This is a genomic window from Vreelandella maris, assembly GCF_013371085.1.
Classification (GTDB): Bacteria; Pseudomonadota; Gammaproteobacteria; order Pseudomonadales; family Halomonadaceae; genus Vreelandella; species Vreelandella maris.
Genome location: NZ_JABWCV010000008.1, coordinates 86,788 through 105,809, shown reverse-complemented (window position 1 = coordinate 105,809; position 19,022 = coordinate 86,788). Strand labels below are relative to the sequence as shown.

The 19,022-nt window shown below is 55.0% G+C and carries 19 protein-coding genes; 9 read left to right on the top strand and 10 right to left on the bottom strand.

The features are described 5' to 3' along the window. Window positions 1-75: 75 nt before the first annotated feature. Window positions 76-1,545, bottom strand: a complete 1,470-nt coding sequence (gene guaB, locus HUO07_RS08900) for an IMP dehydrogenase (protein WP_101147940.1) — start codon at window positions 1,543-1,545, stop codon at window positions 76-78. A gap of 172 nt (window positions 1,546-1,717) precedes the next feature. Here guaB and HUO07_RS08895 point away from each other — a divergent pair, with 172 nt between their 5' ends. Beyond that, window positions 1,718-2,308, top strand: a complete 591-nt coding sequence (locus HUO07_RS08895; protein WP_176303279.1) for a DsbA family oxidoreductase — start codon at window positions 1,718-1,720, stop codon at window positions 2,306-2,308. A 319-nt stretch (window positions 2,309-2,627) separates the two neighbouring features. Next, window positions 2,628-3,380 carry a hypothetical protein gene (locus tag HUO07_RS08890; protein ID WP_176303278.1) on the top strand — a complete coding sequence of 251 codons (753 nt, stop codon included), beginning with the start codon at window positions 2,628-2,630 and terminating at the stop codon, window positions 3,378-3,380. A 20-nt stretch (window positions 3,381-3,400) separates the two neighbouring features. On the opposite strand, the gene HUO07_RS08885 is transcribed toward HUO07_RS08890, so the two are convergent. Continuing rightward, window positions 3,401-3,913 (bottom strand): opioid growth factor receptor-related protein, encoded by a 513-nt coding sequence (locus HUO07_RS08885; protein ID WP_176303277.1) that lies wholly within the window; start codon window positions 3,911-3,913, stop codon window positions 3,401-3,403. A gap of 109 nt (window positions 3,914-4,022) precedes the next feature. On the opposite strand from HUO07_RS08885, the gene xseA reads away from it, so the two are divergent. After that, window positions 4,023-5,366, top strand: a complete 1,344-nt coding sequence (gene xseA, locus HUO07_RS08880) for an exodeoxyribonuclease VII large subunit (RefSeq protein ID WP_176303276.1) — start codon at window positions 4,023-4,025, stop codon at window positions 5,364-5,366. Window positions 5,367-5,419: 53 nt separating this feature from the next. On the opposite strand, the gene HUO07_RS22025 is transcribed toward xseA, so the two are convergent. The 4 genes from HUO07_RS22025 to HUO07_RS08865 form a co-directional block, all read right to left on the bottom strand. Then, window positions 5,420-5,554: a hypothetical protein gene (locus HUO07_RS22025; protein WP_281362644.1), complete on the bottom strand. Its 135-nt coding sequence runs from the start codon at window positions 5,552-5,554 to the stop codon at window positions 5,420-5,422. Between the two features lie 436 nt (window positions 5,555-5,990). Next, the gene (locus HUO07_RS08875; protein ID WP_176303275.1) at window positions 5,991-7,121 is read right to left on the bottom strand and encodes a DUF3618 domain-containing protein; all 1,131 of its coding nucleotides are present in this window, start codon (window positions 7,119-7,121) and stop codon (window positions 5,991-5,993) included. Further along, window positions 7,118-7,555 (bottom strand): phage holin family protein, encoded by a 438-nt coding sequence (locus tag HUO07_RS08870; protein ID WP_176303274.1) that lies wholly within the window; start codon window positions 7,553-7,555, stop codon window positions 7,118-7,120. Before HUO07_RS08870 ends, HUO07_RS08875 begins: the two co-directional genes overlap by 4 nt. Window positions 7,556-7,578: 23 nt before the next feature. Further along, complete coding sequence (locus HUO07_RS08865; protein ID WP_176303273.1) at window positions 7,579-8,190, bottom strand: hypothetical protein; 612 nt, start codon at window positions 8,188-8,190, stop codon at window positions 7,579-7,581. A 622-nt stretch (window positions 8,191-8,812) separates the two neighbouring features. Between HUO07_RS08865 and HUO07_RS08860 the strand changes: the two genes are divergently transcribed. The 3 genes from HUO07_RS08860 (at window position 8,813) to HUO07_RS08850 (ending at window position 11,394) form a co-directional block, all read left to right on the top strand. After that, complete coding sequence (locus tag HUO07_RS08860; RefSeq protein WP_176303272.1) at window positions 8,813-9,667, top strand: SDR family oxidoreductase; 855 nt, start codon at window positions 8,813-8,815, stop codon at window positions 9,665-9,667. Window positions 9,668-9,893: 226 nt separating this feature from the next. Beyond that, window positions 9,894-10,148 carry a helix-turn-helix domain-containing protein gene (locus HUO07_RS08855; protein ID WP_008959029.1) on the top strand — a complete coding sequence of 85 codons (255 nt, stop codon included), beginning with the start codon at window positions 9,894-9,896 and terminating at the stop codon, window positions 10,146-10,148. Further along, complete coding sequence (locus HUO07_RS08850) at window positions 10,135-11,394, top strand: type II toxin-antitoxin system HipA family toxin (protein ID WP_176303271.1); 1,260 nt, start codon at window positions 10,135-10,137, stop codon at window positions 11,392-11,394. Before HUO07_RS08855 ends, HUO07_RS08850 begins: the two co-directional genes overlap by 14 nt. A 9-nt stretch (window positions 11,395-11,403) precedes the next feature. Here the strand turns inward: HUO07_RS08850 and HUO07_RS08845 are convergent, their stop codons facing one another. Continuing rightward, window positions 11,404-12,291, bottom strand: coding sequence for a MurR/RpiR family transcriptional regulator (locus HUO07_RS08845; protein ID WP_176303270.1), 888 nt, complete (start codon window positions 12,289-12,291; stop codon window positions 11,404-11,406). A gap of 163 nt (window positions 12,292-12,454) precedes the next feature. Between HUO07_RS08845 and HUO07_RS08840 the strand changes: the two genes are divergently transcribed. Together HUO07_RS08840 and HUO07_RS08835 are read left to right on the top strand one after the other, a co-directional pair. Continuing rightward, window positions 12,455-13,780: an aspartate aminotransferase family protein gene (locus HUO07_RS08840; RefSeq protein ID WP_176303269.1), complete on the top strand. Its 1,326-nt coding sequence runs from the start codon at window positions 12,455-12,457 to the stop codon at window positions 13,778-13,780. A 44-nt stretch (window positions 13,781-13,824) separates the two neighbouring features. Further along, a complete protein-coding gene (locus tag HUO07_RS08835) occupies window positions 13,825-14,391 on the top strand; it encodes a carboxymuconolactone decarboxylase family protein (protein ID WP_176303268.1) in 567 nt (188 codons plus the stop codon). 48 nt (window positions 14,392-14,439) lie between these two features. Here HUO07_RS08835 and argA read toward each other — a convergent pair whose 3' ends face one another. From argA to HUO07_RS08820, 3 genes are all read right to left on the bottom strand, one after another. Further along, window positions 14,440-15,753 (bottom strand): amino-acid N-acetyltransferase, encoded by a 1,314-nt coding sequence (gene argA / locus HUO07_RS08830; protein WP_176303353.1) that lies wholly within the window; start codon window positions 15,751-15,753, stop codon window positions 14,440-14,442. A gap of 211 nt (window positions 15,754-15,964) precedes the next feature. Further along, window positions 15,965-17,230: an inorganic phosphate transporter gene (locus HUO07_RS08825; RefSeq protein WP_176303267.1), complete on the bottom strand. Its 1,266-nt coding sequence runs from the start codon at window positions 17,228-17,230 to the stop codon at window positions 15,965-15,967. An 11-nt stretch (window positions 17,231-17,241) separates the two neighbouring features. Beyond that, window positions 17,242-17,922: a TIGR00153 family protein gene (locus HUO07_RS08820; RefSeq protein ID WP_176303266.1), complete on the bottom strand. Its 681-nt coding sequence runs from the start codon at window positions 17,920-17,922 to the stop codon at window positions 17,242-17,244. A 137-nt stretch (window positions 17,923-18,059) separates the two neighbouring features. On the opposite strand from HUO07_RS08820, the gene HUO07_RS08815 reads away from it, so the two are divergent. Continuing rightward, on the top strand, window positions 18,060-18,974 hold the full coding sequence (locus tag HUO07_RS08815; RefSeq protein WP_176303265.1) for a CYTH domain-containing protein: 915 nt from the start codon (window positions 18,060-18,062) through the stop codon (window positions 18,972-18,974). Window positions 18,975-19,022: the final 48 nt, after the last annotated feature.

The following is a 19,022-nucleotide window of genomic DNA, read 5'->3' as shown; positions in this document are numbered from 1 at the left end:
GTGGGTGCCGCTGGTAAGGCCAAAAAGCAAGCGGCGAGCTGTTGTGCCCGCCGCCGTTTTAACTAAAAACGCTGGTTAGCTCACCCGATAGTTGGGAGCTTCTTTGGTGATCTGCACGTTGTGGACGTGGGATTCGTTGAAGCCAGCGCCGGTAATTTGTACGAATTCCGGCTTGGTGCGCATTTCCTGAATGTCGCGGCAGCCGGTGTAGCCCATGGAAGCGCGCAGGCCGCCCATTAGCTGGTGAACGATGGCGCTCATCATGCCTTTATAGGGGACGCGGCCTTCGATGCCTTCCGGCACCAGTTTCTCGGCGCCTTCGCTCTTATCCTGGAAGTAGCGGTCGGCGCTGCCTTGGTTCTGGGACATGGCCCCCATGGAGCCCATGCCACGGTAGGCTTTGTAGGTACGGCCCTGGTAAAGCTCGACTTCACCCGGCGCTTCTTCGGTACCGGCCAGCAGGCCACCGACCATCACGGCGCTGGCGCCAGCGGCTATCGCCTTGGCCAAATCACCGGAGTAGCGCACGCCGCCATCGGCAATCAGCGGAATGTCGAACTCTTTGAGCGCTTCGGCCACGTTGGAAACCGCGGTGATTTGCGGCACGCCAACACCGGCAACGATGCGCGTGGTGCAGATTGAGCCAGGGCCGATGCCGACTTTCACGGCATCCGCACCCGCTTCGGCCAGTGCTTTGGCAGCGGCGCCGGTGGCGATGTTGCCGCCAATCACCTGAATGGCCGGGAAGTTCTGTTTGATCCAGCGAACGCGATCAATCACGCCTTGGGAGTGGCCGTGGGCGGTATCGACGATAATCACATCCACGCCAGCTTCAGCCAGTGCCGCGACGCGATCCGGCGTTTCCGGGCCGGTGCCGACCGCTGCGCCGACTAGCAAACGGCCGTCGCTGTCTTTCGCGGCCATGGGGTAGGTGCGGGCTTTTTCGATATCCTGGAAGGTGACCAGGCCACGCAGGTGGAATTCGTCATCGACGATCAGCATTTTTTCGATGCGGTGTTCGCGCATTTTGGCTTTGCTGGTTTCGAGATCGGTGCCTTCTTTGACGGTAATCAGCCGGTCGCGCGGCGTCATGATCGCTTCTACACTGTCGCCGTGGTTAGGCTGGAAGCGCATGTCGCGCTCGGTCACGATGCCTACCAGGGTTTCGCCTTCTACCACGGGGAAACCGGAGAAGCCGTACTCCCGCGCCATGGCGAGCAGGTCTTCGAGCTTGGCCTTGGGGCTCACGGTGACCGGGTCTTTCACAATCACGCTTTCGTGCTTTTTGACCTTGCGCACTTCAGCGGCTTGCTGGGTCATGGTCATGCTTTTATGGATGATGCCAATGCCCCCTTCCTGAGCCATCGCAATCGCTAGACGCGCTTCGGTAACGGTGTCCATCGCAGCAGAAAGTAGCGGAATGTTGAGCGATAGATTGCGGGTCAGGCGGGTTTTGAGGCTGACATCCTTGGGGAGGACATCGGAGAAGCCGGGAACGAGAAGAACGTCATCGAACGTTAGTGCTTCTTGGGCCATACGTAGCATAGCGGCAACACCCTGATTGAGAGGAAGTGGGGCGTGAAAGGTTAATCGCCTATTATAGCGTTTTGAGGGGTGCTCCAGCAATGCAGTCAGGCTGTTGTGCTTATACCAATTGCTAATGACGTTTAATGTTAGGCTGCTGACTGGACATTTTTACGACGCGGAGGGCGTTCTGTTGCCTCAGGAAATCATTGTATATACCGATTATGTTTGCCCCTTCTGCCTGCTGGCGGAAGAGGCGATTGTTCAAGCAACCGACGGTATGGATGTAGAAATTCGCTGGCGGCCTTTCGAGCTGCGCCCTGCCCCAGTGCCTACGCTGAAGGTGGAAGACCCTTACCTGCCCAAGATCTGGCGCGATTCGGTTTACCCCATGGCGGAAAAGCTCGGCGTGCCTATTACGCTGCCCAATATTTCCCCACAGCCGCGCACTGATAAAGCCTTTGAAGTGTTTGCCATGGCCGAAGAGCGGGGATTGGGTCACCCCTATTCAATGGCGGCCTTAAAAGCGTTTTTCCAGCAGGAGCGCGATATTGGCGACCCCGAGGTACTGGCGGATATTGGTGAGTCGGTGGGCCTGGAGCGCCAAGCGGTGCTGGATGCCCTGGCCGAAGGCCGTTACCGCGAGCAGCACCAAGCGGCGCAGCGCCACGCGGTGGAAGAGGCGCGCATTCAGTCGGTGCCGACCTTGGTGATCGATGGCGAAGTGATTCAGGGCGTGCCTGATCCTGCGGCGTTAAAACGTTATTTATTAGAGCGGGCTTAATCCTATGGCTTCCCCTACTCCCCAGGCACTCTCCGTCAGCCAACTCAACCAGCGCGCCAAGCAGACCCTTGAGCGTGATGTGGGCGAGGTGAGACATCCTACCTATTGAGGCAGTGCATACACGCTGCGGCATGAGCGACAGAGTGTATTGAAGCGCACGTTTAAAACATCACCTCGCATAAAGATCGTTACGGTTACTGAGTAAACTCAAGGACAAGAGTAGCTTAATCATGGGGTTGCATCAGGCCTTTCCAAAACGCTGGGTAGCAAAGCACGATTAGGCAATACATACTGTACCAATTTTTGAGAAATGAAAATAATGGTAGAACAGCCTGGTCAGCTCTATTACAGCAATCCGGATAACATCAAGGGTGCGCGTATTTCTCGCGATATGATGGTGACGTTTTGCAGTGCTTTCGGCGAAGCGATTGACGCCCCTGATACACGTCATTTCATCAGCAATACGCGTATTCCCAATGAGCGAGAGCTTTACGGTACGGTGATCAAGGCGTTGCTCAGTGACTCGTTTGATAAACAAGTCGGTCATATAGCCACTGAAGTTCAAGTGACTCGCCAGATGGATGAAGCTAGTGGAAAAGGTCGAGTGGACATTATCTTCGATTACCGTCGCACGAGCTTTCTCGTCGAGCTGAAAGTCATTCGTGTGCCTGTTAATGGCCGCTGTATTGATAATGAAGATATAACACCAACTCAGCGCCTTGTTCGTCCGTGGCAAAAAGCCGTTAAGCAGCTCATTGAGCTTGATGAAAAAAGCTTAGGAAACGCTTTGAAGCGAAAGATCGTCAAGTTACCAATGGCCATCTATCTGCATATTGACAATAGGCAGCACGATGATTCGTCACAATGGATGGAACATTCTGCCAAAACACACGAAAAGATTGTGGCACAACTTGATGCCCATACTGGTTTTGAAGATGCAACGGATTATCACTTCAGCTACTTCCAACCACTGACAGACCCAGTGATCACGTCACGCCGAAGAGGCTGCCTCGTAGAAGGAACGCCAGACGTAAGGCTTTACGGCTTTTCTATTATTGCGGCATGCCAGTAACAATATCCGAATAATACAGGCTACTCCTTATGCGCCTCGATCCAATACTGGATTGAGGCGCCCGAAACAATGCCCTGCTCTGTGCCAATCCGCACCACAGCTTCCTGCAAAGCTAGCGCCAGATCGTCTTGATGACAAAGTGCCAAAGAACGAATTATCCGCGAGATACGCAGGTGATTATGCCCGCCTGCTTTGAGCCAAATATGATCGCGGATATTGAGGCTCGGTTGGGCAGTAATGGTGATCCCATCCCGAGTTAAACCCAAAAAGCTCAACATGACATCCAGCGAGACTCGCTGCTTTTCACGTAACGCGCTATCGTCTTGAAATACTTCACGCTCGACATCGGTCAGCCGCGGGGCAAAATGGTTAAAGCGGCCAACCTCAGGGATGGGAAAAAGCCACTGAATATAATCGTGGGTATGCTCCAACCAGAAGTGAGATAAGGCCCAGATGTCATTGATATAACGCCCCTGATGATCCGTTGCCTGGCCACGGTAAAAAGCGATCAGCGGTGTTGGATGGTGGCTCATAGCATTTCCTCGTCATCTCCTGGGTAATACAATGATTTTTCGTAATAACGACGCCATTTTACGCAACTAGCCGTAAAAATTCCCGGATTCCCTAAAACAAGGGACAGCAATGAACGCACCAACGCCCACTACACTCTCCGTCAGCCAACTCAACCAGCGCGCCAAGCAGACCCTTGAGCGCGATGTGGGCGAAGTGTGGGTGGAGGGCGAGCTCTCTAACGTTTCCCGCCCGGCCTCTGGGCATGTCTATTTCACGTTGAAGGATGACCGGGCGCAGATTCGCTGTGCGCTGTTTCGCCAGCGGGCGCGGTTTGTCTCGGCGCCGATGCGCGATGGTGATCAGGTCAAGCTGCGCGGTCGGGTGTCGCTGTTCGAGCCGCGAGGCGACTACCAGCTAATTGCCGATGCCGTTCAGGCCGCGGGCCTGGGGGAACTGCTGGCGGCGTTCGAGCGCTTGAAGGCGCAGCTGGAAGGCGAAGGCGTGTTTGCTAACGCCCGACCGCTGACCTTCCCGCCCCGCAAACTGCTGATCTTGAGCTCCGCCACTGGTGCCGCGATTCGCGATGTATTGGCGGTGCTGGAAGCGCGCTGGCCGCTGGCGGATGTGACGCTGATTCCAGTGCCGGTACAGGGTGCAGAAGCGGCGCCTGCGATGATATCGGCGCTGGCGTTGCTTAACCGTCAGGCGCGATTAGACCCCGGGCGCGATGTGATCTTGATCACCCGCGGCGGCGGTAGCCTGGAAGATTTATGGGCCTTCAACAACGAGCATTTGGCACGGGCGATTTTTCATTCCCGGCTGCCGGTGATGTCGGCGGTGGGTCACGAGGTGGATGTCACCCTGGCGGATTTCGCCGCAGATATGCACGCGCCCACGCCCTCTGCCGCCGCAGAACGCTTAGTGCCGGATCAGAACACCCTCAAGCGCCAGTTGGAGCATCAGCACAGCCGCCTGCAGCGAGCGATGCAGGCACGGTTAGAGCGCGACAGCCAGCGGTTAGATACCCTGCGCGCCAAGCTGCGCCACCCTGGCGAGCAGCTTAACCGCCAGCGCCAACACTTGACCGCCCTTGATCAGCGCTTGAATCGCGCCATGCAGCAAACGCTTACCCATCAGAAAGCTCAGATAGCGCAGTTGAATAGACGCTTAGCCAGCCAGGATATGACGCGGCTGCATCGCACAGAAAGCGAGCGGGTGAGCCAGTTACAGCGCCGTTTGGGTGCGGCCATGCAGCGCCAGCTCGAAAACCGTCAGGCGCGCTTAACCAGTGCTGCACGGGAGCTCAATGCGGTCAGCCCGCTGGCGGTATTGGGGCGTGGCTATGCGATTGCCCAGGATGAGCAGGGCCAGGTGGTTCGACGTGCGGAAGATACACAGCCGGGTCAGAAGCTAAAGCTGCGCTTGGGAGAAGGAAGGTTGAGCGTGGAAATTAAAAGGCGCTACAAGAAGTAGCGCCTGCGCTGGTTCAGCACTGTATCCACAATGCTAAGCCATTGTTAGAGAGCTTATTTCTTATCATCCGACTTTTTGTCATCGGAGCCCTTATTAACGTGATGGGTATCCGGCATTGGGTTGGCATCATCGTGATGATCGTCGCGGTCTTTAGGCGCTTTTTTGTCGTGCTCGGAGGCTTGAGTCATCGCTTTTTCCTTATGGTGAAGGTCTGTGTTTCTTTATTGCCCTGGCTAACTCAGCCAACTGGGCTCCTTGAATAGCGTGATACACGCAAGAATGAAGGCTATCAATTTCACCTCCTATCCAAGCTGCTTTTACCTTAGCTGTTACTGACTAACTTGCAATGCAGCAGCGCGACGTCCAATCAATCATCACTTTTAAAATAGTCATTTAAAAACAGCAAGTTGCTAGTTAATCACGCCTTAAACGGATCGTATTGGGAATCCCAATAACACTTATGGTTTGCCGCTATCGATTAGCGATGTTAGCGGCTTTTGTGCTGGCTTTTTATGCCAACTCTTGTAGCTAAACCGTTCTTGCAAAACCGTCCCTACTAAAGAGCAGTGGCCGCATTAAGCGGCCACTGGTTTCACTCATTTTTTATCAGCAACATCAGCAATGCTAGGGCGTGTGGTTAGTTCCCGACCCTTGGGTGTTGCCGGAGGGTGTGCTCGACCCCGCCAAGCCCTGGCTATGTTTCTGAGGGTCATGTTTCTGATGGTCATGTTTCTGATGCTCATGCTTTTGGTCATGGCTCTCAGGTGCAGAGCGCTCCGTTGTGGGCGTTGGGGTGGGTGAGCCTACAATTCCCGCCTCCTGATGCTGCGGGGCGTTTACATTCGCATCGTTAGCGCGATGGGAATCACCCTTAGCCGATTCGGCTTTTTCATGGATCGTATGCTGGGCCTTATCCGCTTGTGCTTGCCCGGTTTCGGCGGCCTTATGCATAACGCGGTCGCGATACTCACCCATGTACTCATCCTCTTTCTTGGTGGCGGGGAAAAGACCGCCTAAGGCGGCACCCAGCGCAAATCCGAGTGCGCCAACCACTAGCGGATGATCCTGGATAAAATCGGAGGCTTGGCTCTTGGACTGGTGAGCACGATGCTCCATATCGTGCATGCGATCGTGAGCACTATGCTGAAGATGGGATGAAGAATTGCGCATATTATCCCCCATTTGGTGTGCCTTACTGCCCCATTGCTGTGCGGTGTGCTTGGCTTTTTCGCCAAGGTGTTGGGCTTTGCCTTTGGCGCCGTCTTTCATGCTGCTGGCGCCTTCTTTCGCCCGGCTCATACGGCCTTTACCATCGCTATGGCTTTCTGAACCACCGCTGTAAGTGGGCGTTCCAGCATTAGGATGTGTGCCTTCGTGTACGGGTATACCTGGCGTGCCATGAGAGCCGCTAGTACCCGATGAAGACTGCCCGCCAGTGTAAAAGCGCTGGTCCATATCAGACGCGTACTGCTGCTTATGGCGTGGCTCATTTGGGTGACGCTGGGCCAGCATTAACCAGCCAAGACCAGCAGTGGTGACCAGAAACGGCAGCGGGTTCTGCTTAATGGTGGTGCCTAAATTAGACACGAATTCATTAGCGCCCCCATGGCGAATATACTCATAGGAGGTATTCAACAGCTGCTGAGGAGAGAAGCGCTCTTCGATTTCATGCAGGGTAGAATCAAGGCGCTCGCGCGATTGATTGATATCCTTTTCAATCTCTTCGGGACTGCGCTGATGGTCATGATCCGTCATTTCAACTCCTCCTTGACGTTGTGCTGATGCTGTTTCGCCGTTGTTTTGTCGCTTTGCAAACTATGCATCGTACGGCTGGGCATCAAATTACGCGCCTGCAGTTTCTTCTGGCCCGCTTTAAGCATCATCACACCGATAACCGACACAACGACGCCGACAATCAACGCAGAGAGCCACGGTGTGGTCTCGGGCGGAAGCACCTCATTAAGCAGAAAGACTAACGCTGCCAACAGGGTTAAAAAACCGCCCATCAGTACCGCACCGGCCATCGCAATTGAAGCGATGGCGCCCATCGCTTGATGGGTTTTCTCGGTCATCTCGGTCTTGGCGAGCGCGGCTTCGTTGCGCACCAGCGAGCTAATTTCCTGCATCACCGTCGACACTAGCGTACCGACCGATGAACTTTGCGACGTGGGTTTGTTATCCGAATCCATTCTATGCCTCCCTGGCCCTTACGTTAGGGCATTCCATTTTCACGACCCGATGAACCTACTGCTCCATTACCGGCAACGGAGCTGCCTGAAAGACTTGATGATTGGCTAACTGGTGACGACTGTCCGGCAGGTACGTTTTCCTGCATCGGAAGACCCGTTGCGCGCTCGTCGGTGGTATTTGAATAACGTGAGTGCGAATCGTCACTATGCGAGTGCTGGCTAGAACTTCGCAGAAAGCGGGAAGCTAAAAAGCCAGCGGCAATCAGGCCGCCTACAAACAGCGCGGGCTCACGACGGCTAAAGCTTTGCGCTTCATTACAAACCGTACGTAAATCTTTATCGCGCAATGAGCTGGAAAACCGTTCGGTGGTATCAGCAAACTTTCTCGCTTGTTTCGAGAAATAGGGCTGCTGCTGGTTATCGAACTCATCAGCCATTTTTTGCAAAACGCTGGTGAACTTGTGGGACTGTTCTGCCGCGCTATCACGCTGTTGATTGAAGTAGCTTTCTGCTTGGTGATGGGCAGCATCACTGACCTCGTGGGCCGTGTCGCGTCCTTGCTGTTTGAGCGACTCCGTTGAGCGGTTGGACTGGTTGGGCGCGCCTGTGTTGGGCTGCTTTCCTTGATCGGTCATTTGTCACTTCCTCCTTGTCGTCTCACTTTTCAGCATCCGTGGTGAAACACAATCAGCGTCACTGCGAATCTATTAAGTGCATGTCATTAACGCTACGATGCTAATACCTAATCGTTAATGAAATTATGCACTTAGAGAAAATAAGCCCTTATTCCTAGTGAGCTTATCCTCCTTAATAGATTGATTACCTTAAAAATACAGTGCTTGGCAAAGTGCTTATAAAAGTTAGTACTTTTAAAAACTGGTATTTCTTTAACCCAGCACTTCTAAAGCCTAGTACCCCTAAAACATAGTGCTCTTTCTATTATTGTCAATTTATGCGCGCCGCCATTTAAAACCCAACCATTTACTTAACATAAGTTATTTATTTGATAGAGTGGTTTTTTACCTTAACGCTTGTTATTGAAACTCAGCTAAATCCCTGAAATCTATAAAAGACCATTAATTAACGGCGGCTTGCTTGTTTCTACGCCTTTGGTCTACGTTGAAGGTTGGCGAATATTCGAGGAGTGAATATTCACTGTTTGCCTTAGATATTAACCATCGCTGTTAATCATCCGTCATAGGTAGTCATCATCAGTTTGAACGACACACATCCGTGCTAACAATGGAGTGACCGCACATGAGTGATCAAAAGCAACCTCCCCAGCATCAAGATAAGCAACCGGGTGATGAGTACGCGATGCGCCCGGAGCCTGAGTACATTCGCGAAAGCTACCGCGGCACTGACAAGTTGCTAGACAAAGTCGCGATTATTACCGGCGGCGACAGCGGCATTGGTCGTGCCGTGGCCGTGCACTATGCCCGCGAGGGCGCGGACTGCACGATTGCCTATTTAGACGAAGATAAAGATGCCGAAGAGACCAAACGGTTAGTCGAAGCGGAAGGCCGCCGTTGCTTGGTGTTAAAAGGCGATGTGGCTGAACCAGACTTTTGCCGCGATATTGTTAAGCGCACGCTCGATCACTTCGGCAAGATCAATATTGTGATCAACAATGCCGCTGAGCAGTACGATTGGGACGATATTACTGAGATCCCCGATGATCAGCTGCTGCGTACGTTCCAGACCAATATTTTCAGCCACTTCTACCTGACCAAATCTGCCCTGCCGCATCTCGACAAGGGCGATACGATCATCTGCACGTCCTCTATCAATGCCTTTAAGGGCAACGCGACGCTGATTGATTACACCGCCACCAAAGGCGCTATTCAGGGGTTAGTGCGCTCGCTGGCGATGTCGCTGATGGATCGCGGCATTCGCGTAAACGCCGTGGCGCCAGGCCCTGTGTGGACCCCGCTGATTCCAGCCAGCTTTGAGGATGAAAAAGTAGCCTCATTCGGCGGTCAGGTACCGATGAATCGCGCAGGCCAGCCCAGCGAAATGGGGCCTGCGTATGTTTATCTGGCCAGCGAAGAGTCTTCCTACATGAGCGGCCAGACCATGCACCTCAATGGTGGCGTGATTTTAAATACCTAAGCGTTTGTTATTCAGATATAGCGCACACTTTAACGAGGCGGCCTTGGGCTGCCCCGTTAATGCGTTTCGTATAAAATCACTGACCACCGAAATATTCCCGTTCGGTAATATTTCCTTCCAGAAAGCCTCTCTAATCACTGAAAGTTACCGATCGGGAATAATCATAGCGTTTTGATCACTAATATGGTCTATCATTACCGTACGGTAATTTTATCGGACAGTCGCTATGACCTCCCAGATAGAGAGTGCAAAACGTATTCGCAGCAGTGAAGAGCTGGGCAAGCTAGTTCAACAAACCCGGCGTGATCAATCATTGCTGCAAAGTGATATTGCCGGACTTGCGGGTACAGGCAACCGCTTTATCGTCGACCTTGAGCGCGGCAAGCCAACCCTGCAGCTACAAAAAGTACTCGATGTTTTGGATCTAATGGGATTGGAAGTGATTATACAGCGCAAAGGGAATCACCATGGCCGCCCATAGCGAAGCGCTTGACCTGTTCTGGGGGGAACTGCATGTCGGGCGTTTGCATAACACTCAGCCGTTGCGGTTTGACTATACTCAGGAGTGGCTAGCCAAAAACCAAGCGAATAGCCTTTCGCCCCAGCTACCGCTGACTCAACAACGACATAGCGGCGATAGTGTGCTGGCCTACTTCGAAAACCTACTGCCTGAGGGCGAACTACGTCGCTATATTGAGCTACGCCACCACACCACCACTGTTTTTGGTCTTTTAAAGTCGATTGGCGGTGATACGGCGAGTGGCTACACCCTACTCCCGCAAGGTGAAACGCCTCGACCAGCCAGCTATCGCAAGACGGACTGGGAAGCTATAAACGACTTTCTGCATAATGAAACCCAGGGTGAATTAACCGGGCAACTTGCTCCCCAAGCGCGAATTTCATTAGCGGGCGCTCAAACTAAACTGCTGCTAATGGTACTCGCTGATGGCAGCCCGGCGCTGCCTGAAGGGGCCGCGCCTTCAAGCCATATTTTGAAACCGGATATCCGTGGTTTGAAAGGCGTGTGGTGTTCTGCGCTTAATGAAACGCTCTGTATGCAACTAGCCGCCGCGTTAGCGCTAGGGGTAGCTGAAGCTACCTTCCAGCCTCAAACACGCGCCTGTTTAGTTAAGCGCTATGACCGGTTTTATGATGAGCACGGCAACTTACAGCGTTATCACCAGCTAGATATTTGCCAATTAGCAGGGACACCTTCCACCCTCAAATACGAAAGCGACGGAGGGCCTAGCCTCATTGAGTGTCGGCAGTTACTTCAGGCGGCGGGTGTTCCCGCAAAAGACCTGCTGCGTTTTTCGCAGTGGTTTTTTTTCACCCTGTTTATTGGTAACAATGACAGCCACGCCAAAAACCTCTCTATATTGCAAACGCCGCAGGGCGTTCAACTAGCCCCGTTTTACGATCTCATGTGCACGACGCTCTATAGCGGTCTCTCGAACCGCTTTGCATTTCGAGTGTCTGGCATTGATCAGCCCGGCAGTATCGAACGCTCACACCTTGCTTCTCTCGCCCAGGCGTTGGGATTTAAACCTGCATACTTCATGAGCTTAGGCGAACGTCTCGCCGATGAAATACTCAGCGTTTTACCCACTGTGATAGAGGCATTGCAGGAGGTCGCAACGCCAGGTACAGAGCATGTATTGTTAGAGCGCCTGTCTCGGCGCATTAAGCAAAACTGCCAAAAAATGACAAAACGCTGGTCGGTTTAAGTCAGCTTCTCACCGCCGCCTGGGGATAGCCGTCGCATAGGTATTGAGATGCAAGAGGTGTTCATCCGCTTGCTGCAACGCCTCTAGCGTTTTGGGCCGATCGAATTCTGCCAATAAGCTGCATAGCACTTCGGAGACGGCTAATGCCGGGGTTAGCGTATGGAAAAAGCTATCGCTTTCTGTGGGGCAAAAAACGGCCTGCTCTGACAGCGCTACCAGCGGCGAGACTTCACTATCAGTAATGGAAACAATGCCTACCCCCTGCGCTTTTGCCAACTGGGCCAGTTCCAGCGCCCCGGTTGCATAAGGTTTGATGGAAATAACGAGCAAGACATCCTCAGAGGTAGCGCGGACTAACGCGTCTCCGCCGGTTCCTCCAGGCCCATCCAGGTGCACGGAACGCTCGCCTAGCAGGGTCATCACGTAATGGAAGTGCCAGGCAACGGCATGGCTGGAACGTAAACCCAGCACGTACACCTTTCTCGCTGACTTTAGCCTATCGGCCGCTGCTTCCAGCCGCCGTAGCGAATCGGGCTCACACAGCTTTGCAAGCTGGGCACTTAGCCCTTGAAGCATATGCGAGGCGATATCGCTTACTCCCCTTTCACTGCCTTCAACCACCCGCTTTCGAACCTTGGCCGCAAAGCCATCGCCCCCATCGCGTAACGCCGCGGCATACTGCGCCCGCAGTTCGTCGTAGCCTGGTAACCCCAGGAATTTGGCCAGCCGTGTCATGGTGGCGGGTTGTACAGCGGCATGGCGCGCTACCTCACGCATAGACACCAGCGCCACGTCCTGCGGATGCTCTAGCACGTAGCGCGCGGCCTGCTGCAGCTGTGCAGACATGGCATCGTACTGGGCAATCATCTGCTCTCTCAGCGAATCGCTCGGCTGCATAGTCGTTGGCTCTGTGAAGAAATATGGGTTGGCTCTGCGAACAAATGATCTACATGTTTCATATGTTATTTTAATGATTTATTTGTTGCAAATATCTTTGTGAGTATGCCAATCTCATTGTCATGTGAGCTGCTCACCGTTTTGATCATGAGGAAAAGAGACTATGACGCGTATTCTTCACCGCAGTATCGGCGCGCAGTTGCCTCATGCTGCATCAGCACAGGGAGTCTATATCACGGATACGGCGGGGCGCCGCTATCTGGATGGCTCAGGAGGCGCTGCGGTCACCAGCGTCGGTCACGCCCACCCGGAAGTGCTGGCTGCCATGCGCTCACAGATCGATAGCCTCTGTTACGCCCACACTTCATTCTTCACTACCGATGCCGCCGAAGCGCTAGCCGAGAAATTGGTGGATTTGGCCCCGGACGGGTTGGATTACGTCTACCTGGTGTCGGGTGGGTCAGAAGCCGTTGAAGCGGCGCTGAAAATGGCCCGGCAGTACTTTGTCGAGATCAATCAGCCCCAGCGGCGTCACATCATCGCCAGACGCCAGAGCTACCACGGCAATACCATTGGCGCGTTGGCCACCGGTGGCAATGCCATGCGGCGCCAGCAGTTTCAGCCCATTCTGCCAGAAACCCACCATGTATCGCCTTGTTATGCGTATCGCGATAAGGGCAGCGATGAATCACCCGAGGCCTACGCGGCACGGCTTGCCGAAGAACTTGAGGCGAAAATTCTCGAACTTGGCCCTGAAGAGGTGATGGCCTTCGTTGCCGAACCCGTGGTCGGTGCCACCTTAGGGGCGGTGGCTTCTGAGGCGGATTACTTCAAACGCGTGCGGGCTATTTGCGATAAGTACGGCGTGCTGCTGATCCTCGACGAAGTGATGTGTGGCATGGGAAGAACCGGCACCGTCTTCGCCTGCGAGCAAGATGGGATAACGCCGGATATCGTCACGATCGCCAAGGGTTTGGGTGGGGGCTACCAGCCGATCGGCGCGGTGCTGCTATCGGCCAACCTCTACGCCAGCTTTGCCAGTGGGTCTGGGCTTTTTCAGCATGGCCATACCTATTTGGGCCACCCTGTCGCTGCCGCGGCCGCCAACAAAGTGGTCGAGATCATTGCCCGGCCGGAGACGCTGGCAAACGTTAATAAAATGGGCATGAGATTGCAGAGCGGCCTTGAAGCGGCGCTCGGTGCATCGCCCCATGTGGGCGATGTTCGCGGCAGGGGCTTGTTTCGCGGTATCGAGATTGTCGCGGACAGGGAAAGCAAAACGCCTTTTGACCCGGCTCGAAAGATTCACGCCAAGATCAAGCGGCAGGCCATGGCGCGTGGCCTGATCAGCTACCCGATGGGCGGCACTATCGATGGTATTCATGGTGACCATATCCTGCTGGCACCGCCCTATATCATTGCGCCTGAGGAAGTCGATTTGATCATTGAGCGTATCGCCGAAGCCATCGACGCGGCTATCGCAGAGTAATAACACGACAACTATCTGAATAACGATCTAACTGGAGTTCACCCATGCCACCGTCCCCCTGCCCGCCCATTGCCGACGTTAACTGGCCTGAGGAGATCGCTGACTTACGCGAGAGCTTTGCGGGCGCACTCAATGTGTACCGCACCATGGCCCATCACCCGGCCTTGCTTAGCGCCTGGGCGCCCTTACGCCAACACGTCGTTAAGGAGAGTGCGTTAGGCCCGGAACTGACCGAAGTGGTGATTTTACGTGCCGCTCTACGTATGGGCTCCGACTACGAGTGGGCGCATCATGTGAGCCGGGCGCTCGCCCTGGGGTTCTCCGAACACCGCATTACGGCTATTCGTGGTACGCCCGAAGGTCTTGACGGTCTTATCGTCAGCGCTGTGGATGCGTTATTCGATGAGCGCATGCTGGCTAAGGCGCAGGAAGCAGAACTTGCCGAGATGATCCGGCGTAAGGCCGTGATCGACCTGATCGCCATGGTAGGTTTCTACTCGGTGCTGGGCTATCTGCTCAACACCTACGACACACCGATCGATGACGCTGTTCAACAAGAAGCGCGGCAACAGCCAGCGCTGTTTTCGCTGATGCCGCATGAAACTAGTTAATCCAATCCGGTAATCAAACCAGCTATTCCAGCGCTGTGAATAAGCGCATTACGCTAATTGCTTGACCAACACCTTCGATTTACGGGCGTGGTTATAGGTTTCGCGTTTTAGCGGCGGCAGGTCTTCCAGGCTGGCAGCGCGGAAGCCGCGCTCCACAAACCAGTGGGCGGTGTGGGTAGTGAGCACGAACATTTCGTCCAACCCACGCTGACGAGCACGGCGCTCCATGGCTTCCACCAAGCGCTCGCCGCGCTCGCCGCCGCGGTAGCTGTCGTGCACTGCTACGCAGGCCAATTCAGCAATGCTGGTATCCGTAAATACATGCAACGCGGCGCAGCCGATCACCATGCCGTCGCGCTCGATTACCATATAGTCATCGATCTCGTGCTCTAACCGCTCACGGGAACGCGCGACCAGCATGCCCCGCCGCTCTAACGGTTCCAGCAGTTCTAGCAGGCCCGCCACATCGTTGAGTGTGGCGGGGCGCAGCTGCTCGTAGCGGTGCTGGGTAATCATGGTGCCCACGCCGTCACGGGTGAACAGCTCCCCCAGCAGAGCGTCGTGGTTGTGCCAGGAAAGTAGATGCGTACGCGCCACGCCTTCCCGCGCGGCGGTGCAGGCGGCCTGGAGATGGCGGGCTAATTCACTGCCTGGAACGGCGTTGGTCAAGCGCGGCTCGGCTTCCGCTGGCGAGAGTTGGCGCAGCAGTGCGCCGTGGTCATCTTCCAGCCCTTCGGATTCGCCGAGCAGAATCAGCTTGTCGGCTTTCAGCGCCACGGCGGCGTGCTGAGCGACTTCAGAGGCGTCCAGGTCGAACACTTCGCCGGTACTGGAGAAGCCCAGCGGGGGCAGCAGCACCAGCGAACCTTTTTCCAGCAGGCCCTGAATGGCGCTGGCACGTACCCGGCGCACTTCGCCGCTGTGGTCGAAATCGACGCCTTCACGCACGCCCAGCGGCTTGGCGGTCACCAGGTTGCCGGAGATCACGCTCAGCTCTACACCGTGCAGCGGTGTGCTGGGCAGACCAAGGGAGAGCCGCGCTTCCAGCCATAGCCGTTGATGAGCGGCGACCTGCTCTACGTGGGCCATCACCGCGCGATCCGCCACCCAGCGGCCGTCGATTCGGGTCGGTTCTACGCCCGCCGCGGTGAGCGCTTCATGCACCTGGGGGCGAATACCAAACACCACGACCAGCCGAACGCCCAAGGTATGCAGCAGGGCCAAATCTTGAATCAGTTGCTCCCCTCGGCCAGACGCCATCGCTTCGCCTTCAATTAAGATGACGAAGGTTCGCCCCCGGTGCGCATTAATATAGGGGGAAGCGTTACGAAACCAATCAACAAAGGGGAAGCGCGTATCCAAGGGCCGCTCTCCGGCAGCAGGTGAAAGAAACATGCGACGTTGTCCACGTCCGATGGGGTACTTTACCAGAGCACAAAAAACAGCGGCACCTTCTAATGCAAATCTGCGCGATCTAATGCAGATCAACATGAAGATGCCGCTGTTATTTTATTGCTTGGGTGGTTCTTAATGCGTTCGAGCGTTGGCGTACTGAGTGGTTGCTAGCTATTTATTAGCCGAACATGCCTTTAAACATAAAGAAGAACAGAATCGCGAGACCTGCCCCTGCGGGCAGTGTAATCAGCCACGACGCTGCAATTGTACCGATAACACGCAGGTTGAGGGCTGCCATGCCACGTGCAAGACCAACACCTAAAATCGCACCCACCAGGGTGTGGGTGGTGGAAATCGGCAGACCGGTGCCCGAGGCCAACACGACTGTCGTGGCTGCCGCCAGCGTAGCGGCAAAACCGCGGCTGGGCGTGAGTTCGGTAATGCCCGTACCCACCGTGGCGATGACTTTATGGCCGTAGGTAACAAGGCCTACCACGATGCCGCCGCCGCCGAGTACCAGCACCCACCAGGGTACCAGCGCAGAGCCGCCAATTTCACCGCCGGTTTGCACCACGCTGATGACAGCAGCCAGGGGGCCAACCGCATTCGCTACGTCGTTTGAGCCGTGGGCAAAGGCCATGGCACAGGCGGTAAAAATCATCAGCACGCCGAACACACGCTCAACGTTGGCATAGCCAAAGTGATCGTTCGCATTGTGCTCAAACTTGATACGACGCTGCAAAATCAAGCCGATGCCCATAATCACCAGGCCCAGCAGTATCGACAGTAGCAGGCTCTGATTGAAGGTTAGATCCAGCCCCACGTGGGATAACCCTTTGGTCAGCGTGACCATCGCAACGATGAAACCGACCAGAAATACATAGCCGGGCACGTAGCGTTTGGCGGCCGTGAACGGGTTGGCATCCTCGAAGATCAGGTGGTGTACCGATTTGAACAGGACGAAACCAATGGTGCCTGCCAACAAGGGGGAGACCACCCAGCTAGCGGCAATCGTGCCTACCGCGCCCCAGTCCACCGTAGCAGGGCCTAGACCTGCGACCGCAAAGCCTACGATCGCGCCGACAATCGAGTGGGTCGTGGAAACCGGCCAGCCTTTCATGGACGCCACCAGCAGCCAGGTGCCAGCGGCTAGCAGCGCTGCCAGCATGCCGTATACCAGCAGCTGCGGGTCATCCTGCAACAACTCAGGATCGATAATCCCTTTGCGGATCGTGTTGGTCACTTCGCCGCCCGCCAACCACGCGCCTAAGAACTCGAAGACGACAGCAATCAGGATGGCTTGTTTGATGGTGATCGCTTTCGACCCCACCGAGGTTCCCATGGCGTTGGCGACGTCATTGGCCCCCACGCCCCAGGCCATGAAGAAGCCAAACAAACAGGCCAGGATAATGAAGATGTCACCGTGCTGGGCAATAATCTGCATGAAAGGTCCCCTTAGCGGGCAGTCAGGATCTGCAGGCGGCTACCCACGCGCTCGGCGCGATCGGATAGTTCACCAACCCATTCAATGATCTTGTAGAGGAAGATTACGTCTACTGGCGGTAGCTGGCTCTCGAGCGCGAAGAGCTGGCGACGGATCGTCACCTGCTGATCATCGGCTTGATGCTCAAGGGTGTGCAGCTCACGGATCATATTCTGCATGACGTCTGAGACGTTTTTGCCAAAGCCGGACTCAAGCAGATCCTTGAGTTCTTCCAATGCCTGACGGGCCTGGGCAACGCAAGCAACACTGGTACGGATGTAATCGCGCATAGGATCCGCCAGCTCGTCCGGTACGCGCATTTTACGGCCCAGCATAATGCCGGTAATGTCGCGCGTCTTATTGGCGATTTTGTCCTGCACGCTGATCAGGTCGAGCAGATCAGAACGTGACACCGGTAGGAACATGGTGTTGGGCAGGTTCAACCGCAGCTCTGTTTTCAGCGTATCGGCGTCATGCTCTAAACGGGTGACGTTTTCGCGCAGCTCGGCTGCTTTGTCCCAGTCGTTGGCAAGCGTTGCTTCAAAAAACGGCAACAGCTGGTCGGCACATTCATTCGCCTTGACGATATGGGCCAATAACGGCTGGAATGGCGAGCGGCCAAACATCGAAGAAAAAGGATTGGAGGTAACCATAATGCCTTTTAGCCTGTTTTCGGGAAGCCTGGAAATGGCGGCGCCAGTATAAAGAGTGCGCCCGCCGCCGTCATGAAAAGTTCATAAATGTAATCAAATATTCATTTAAATGTCACGATAACGAGGTGGCGAGTGTTATGAAAAAACCCATCCCAATGGAAGTAGAACTGAAACTTGCCCTTGCACCAGAAGGACCGGCCACGCTGTGTAACCATCCGTTTCTAGTGTCAAAACCCTCACACCAGCACACGTTGACCAATACCTATTTTGACACCCCGGAAGGCGATTTAGCGAAAGCGCATATTGCGCTACGCCTGCGCAAAATAGATGGCAAAGTGCTGCAAACGGTGAAAACCGCAGGCCAGGGCGGCGGCGGATTATCTCAACGACAGGAGTGGGAGTGGCAAGTTCCTGGCCACGAACTGGATCTGGTAGCCCTTGCCGAACTGCCCCCCTTTCAAGGCCAGCTTAGCAGCGTGCTCAATACCCTCGCCCCCCAACTCAGCACCGATTTCACGCGGCGCAGCTGGCAGCTAACCGATGGCTTAGTAAACCCAGGTTCAACCAACCAGCGCAGTCATATCGAGCTGGTGCTGGATGAGGGCGAAATTGTCAGCGGTGGCTACAGCACACCCATCCGCGAGGTAGAACTTGAATTAAAGGACGGCGACCCGGAGGCGCTGTGGGCATTGGCGCTGACACTTTCAGAGCAGGTGCCGCTGCGCCCTTCAGATAGCAGCAAAGCATCTCGGGGTAATGCACTTAGCAACCAGCACTGGCCACTACCCGAAGCACACTCCCCGGCAGAGTGGCTACACCGCGCAACGCTGGCGCTGGACGCCTACCACGACAGCCAGCAGGCAAGCTTTTTAACCGATGCCCAACAGGCGTTAGCAACCCTCGCCGACCACCCTGCGCTGGATGCCGATGCCCGCACGTATGCTCAGGCGTTAACCGGCGGCTTAGATACCCATGGTCAGCCCAGCACGGCTTACGGTAACGCTGCGTTGGCACTCGCCCATCGCTTGGCGTACCAAACCGAGCTACGCTAACGGCTTAATGCTATTTCAGGACTGTTTTTAAGGCCTGTTTTTAAGGAC

Coding starts and splice junctions, on each gene's coding strand:
- guaB (WP_101147940.1), bottom strand. CDS start 1,545: ATGCTACGTATGGCCCAAGAAGCACTAACGTTCGATGACGTTCTTCTC.
- HUO07_RS08890 (WP_176303278.1), top strand. CDS start 2,628: ATGGTAGAACAGCCTGGTCAGCTCTATTACAGCAATCCGGATAACATC.
- HUO07_RS08885 (WP_176303277.1), bottom strand. CDS start 3,913: ATGAGCCACCATCCAACACCGCTGATCGCTTTTTACCGTGGCCAGGCA.
- xseA (WP_176303276.1), top strand. CDS start 4,023: ATGAACGCACCAACGCCCACTACACTCTCCGTCAGCCAACTCAACCAG.
- HUO07_RS22025 (WP_281362644.1), bottom strand. CDS start 5,554: ATGACTCAAGCCTCCGAGCACGACAAAAAAGCGCCTAAAGACCGCGAC.
- HUO07_RS08875 (WP_176303275.1), bottom strand. CDS start 7,121: ATGACGGATCATGACCATCAGCGCAGTCCCGAAGAGATTGAAAAGGAT.
- HUO07_RS08870 (WP_176303274.1), bottom strand. CDS start 7,555: ATGGATTCGGATAACAAACCCACGTCGCAAAGTTCATCGGTCGGTACG.
- HUO07_RS08865 (WP_176303273.1), bottom strand. CDS start 8,190: ATGACCGATCAAGGAAAGCAGCCCAACACAGGCGCGCCCAACCAGTCC.
- HUO07_RS08860 (WP_176303272.1), top strand. CDS start 8,813: ATGAGTGATCAAAAGCAACCTCCCCAGCATCAAGATAAGCAACCGGGT.
- HUO07_RS08855 (WP_008959029.1), top strand. CDS start 9,894: ATGACCTCCCAGATAGAGAGTGCAAAACGTATTCGCAGCAGTGAAGAG.
- HUO07_RS08850 (WP_176303271.1), top strand. CDS start 10,135: ATGGCCGCCCATAGCGAAGCGCTTGACCTGTTCTGGGGGGAACTGCAT.
- HUO07_RS08845 (WP_176303270.1), bottom strand. CDS start 12,291: ATGCAGCCGAGCGATTCGCTGAGAGAGCAGATGATTGCCCAGTACGAT.
- HUO07_RS08840 (WP_176303269.1), top strand. CDS start 12,455: ATGACGCGTATTCTTCACCGCAGTATCGGCGCGCAGTTGCCTCATGCT.
- HUO07_RS08835 (WP_176303268.1), top strand. CDS start 13,825: ATGCCACCGTCCCCCTGCCCGCCCATTGCCGACGTTAACTGGCCTGAG.
- HUO07_RS08825 (WP_176303267.1), bottom strand. CDS start 17,230: ATGCAGATTATTGCCCAGCACGGTGACATCTTCATTATCCTGGCCTGT.
- HUO07_RS08820 (WP_176303266.1), bottom strand. CDS start 17,922: ATGGTTACCTCCAATCCTTTTTCTTCGATGTTTGGCCGCTCGCCATTC.
- HUO07_RS08815 (WP_176303265.1), top strand. CDS start 18,060: ATGAAAAAACCCATCCCAATGGAAGTAGAACTGAAACTTGCCCTTGCA.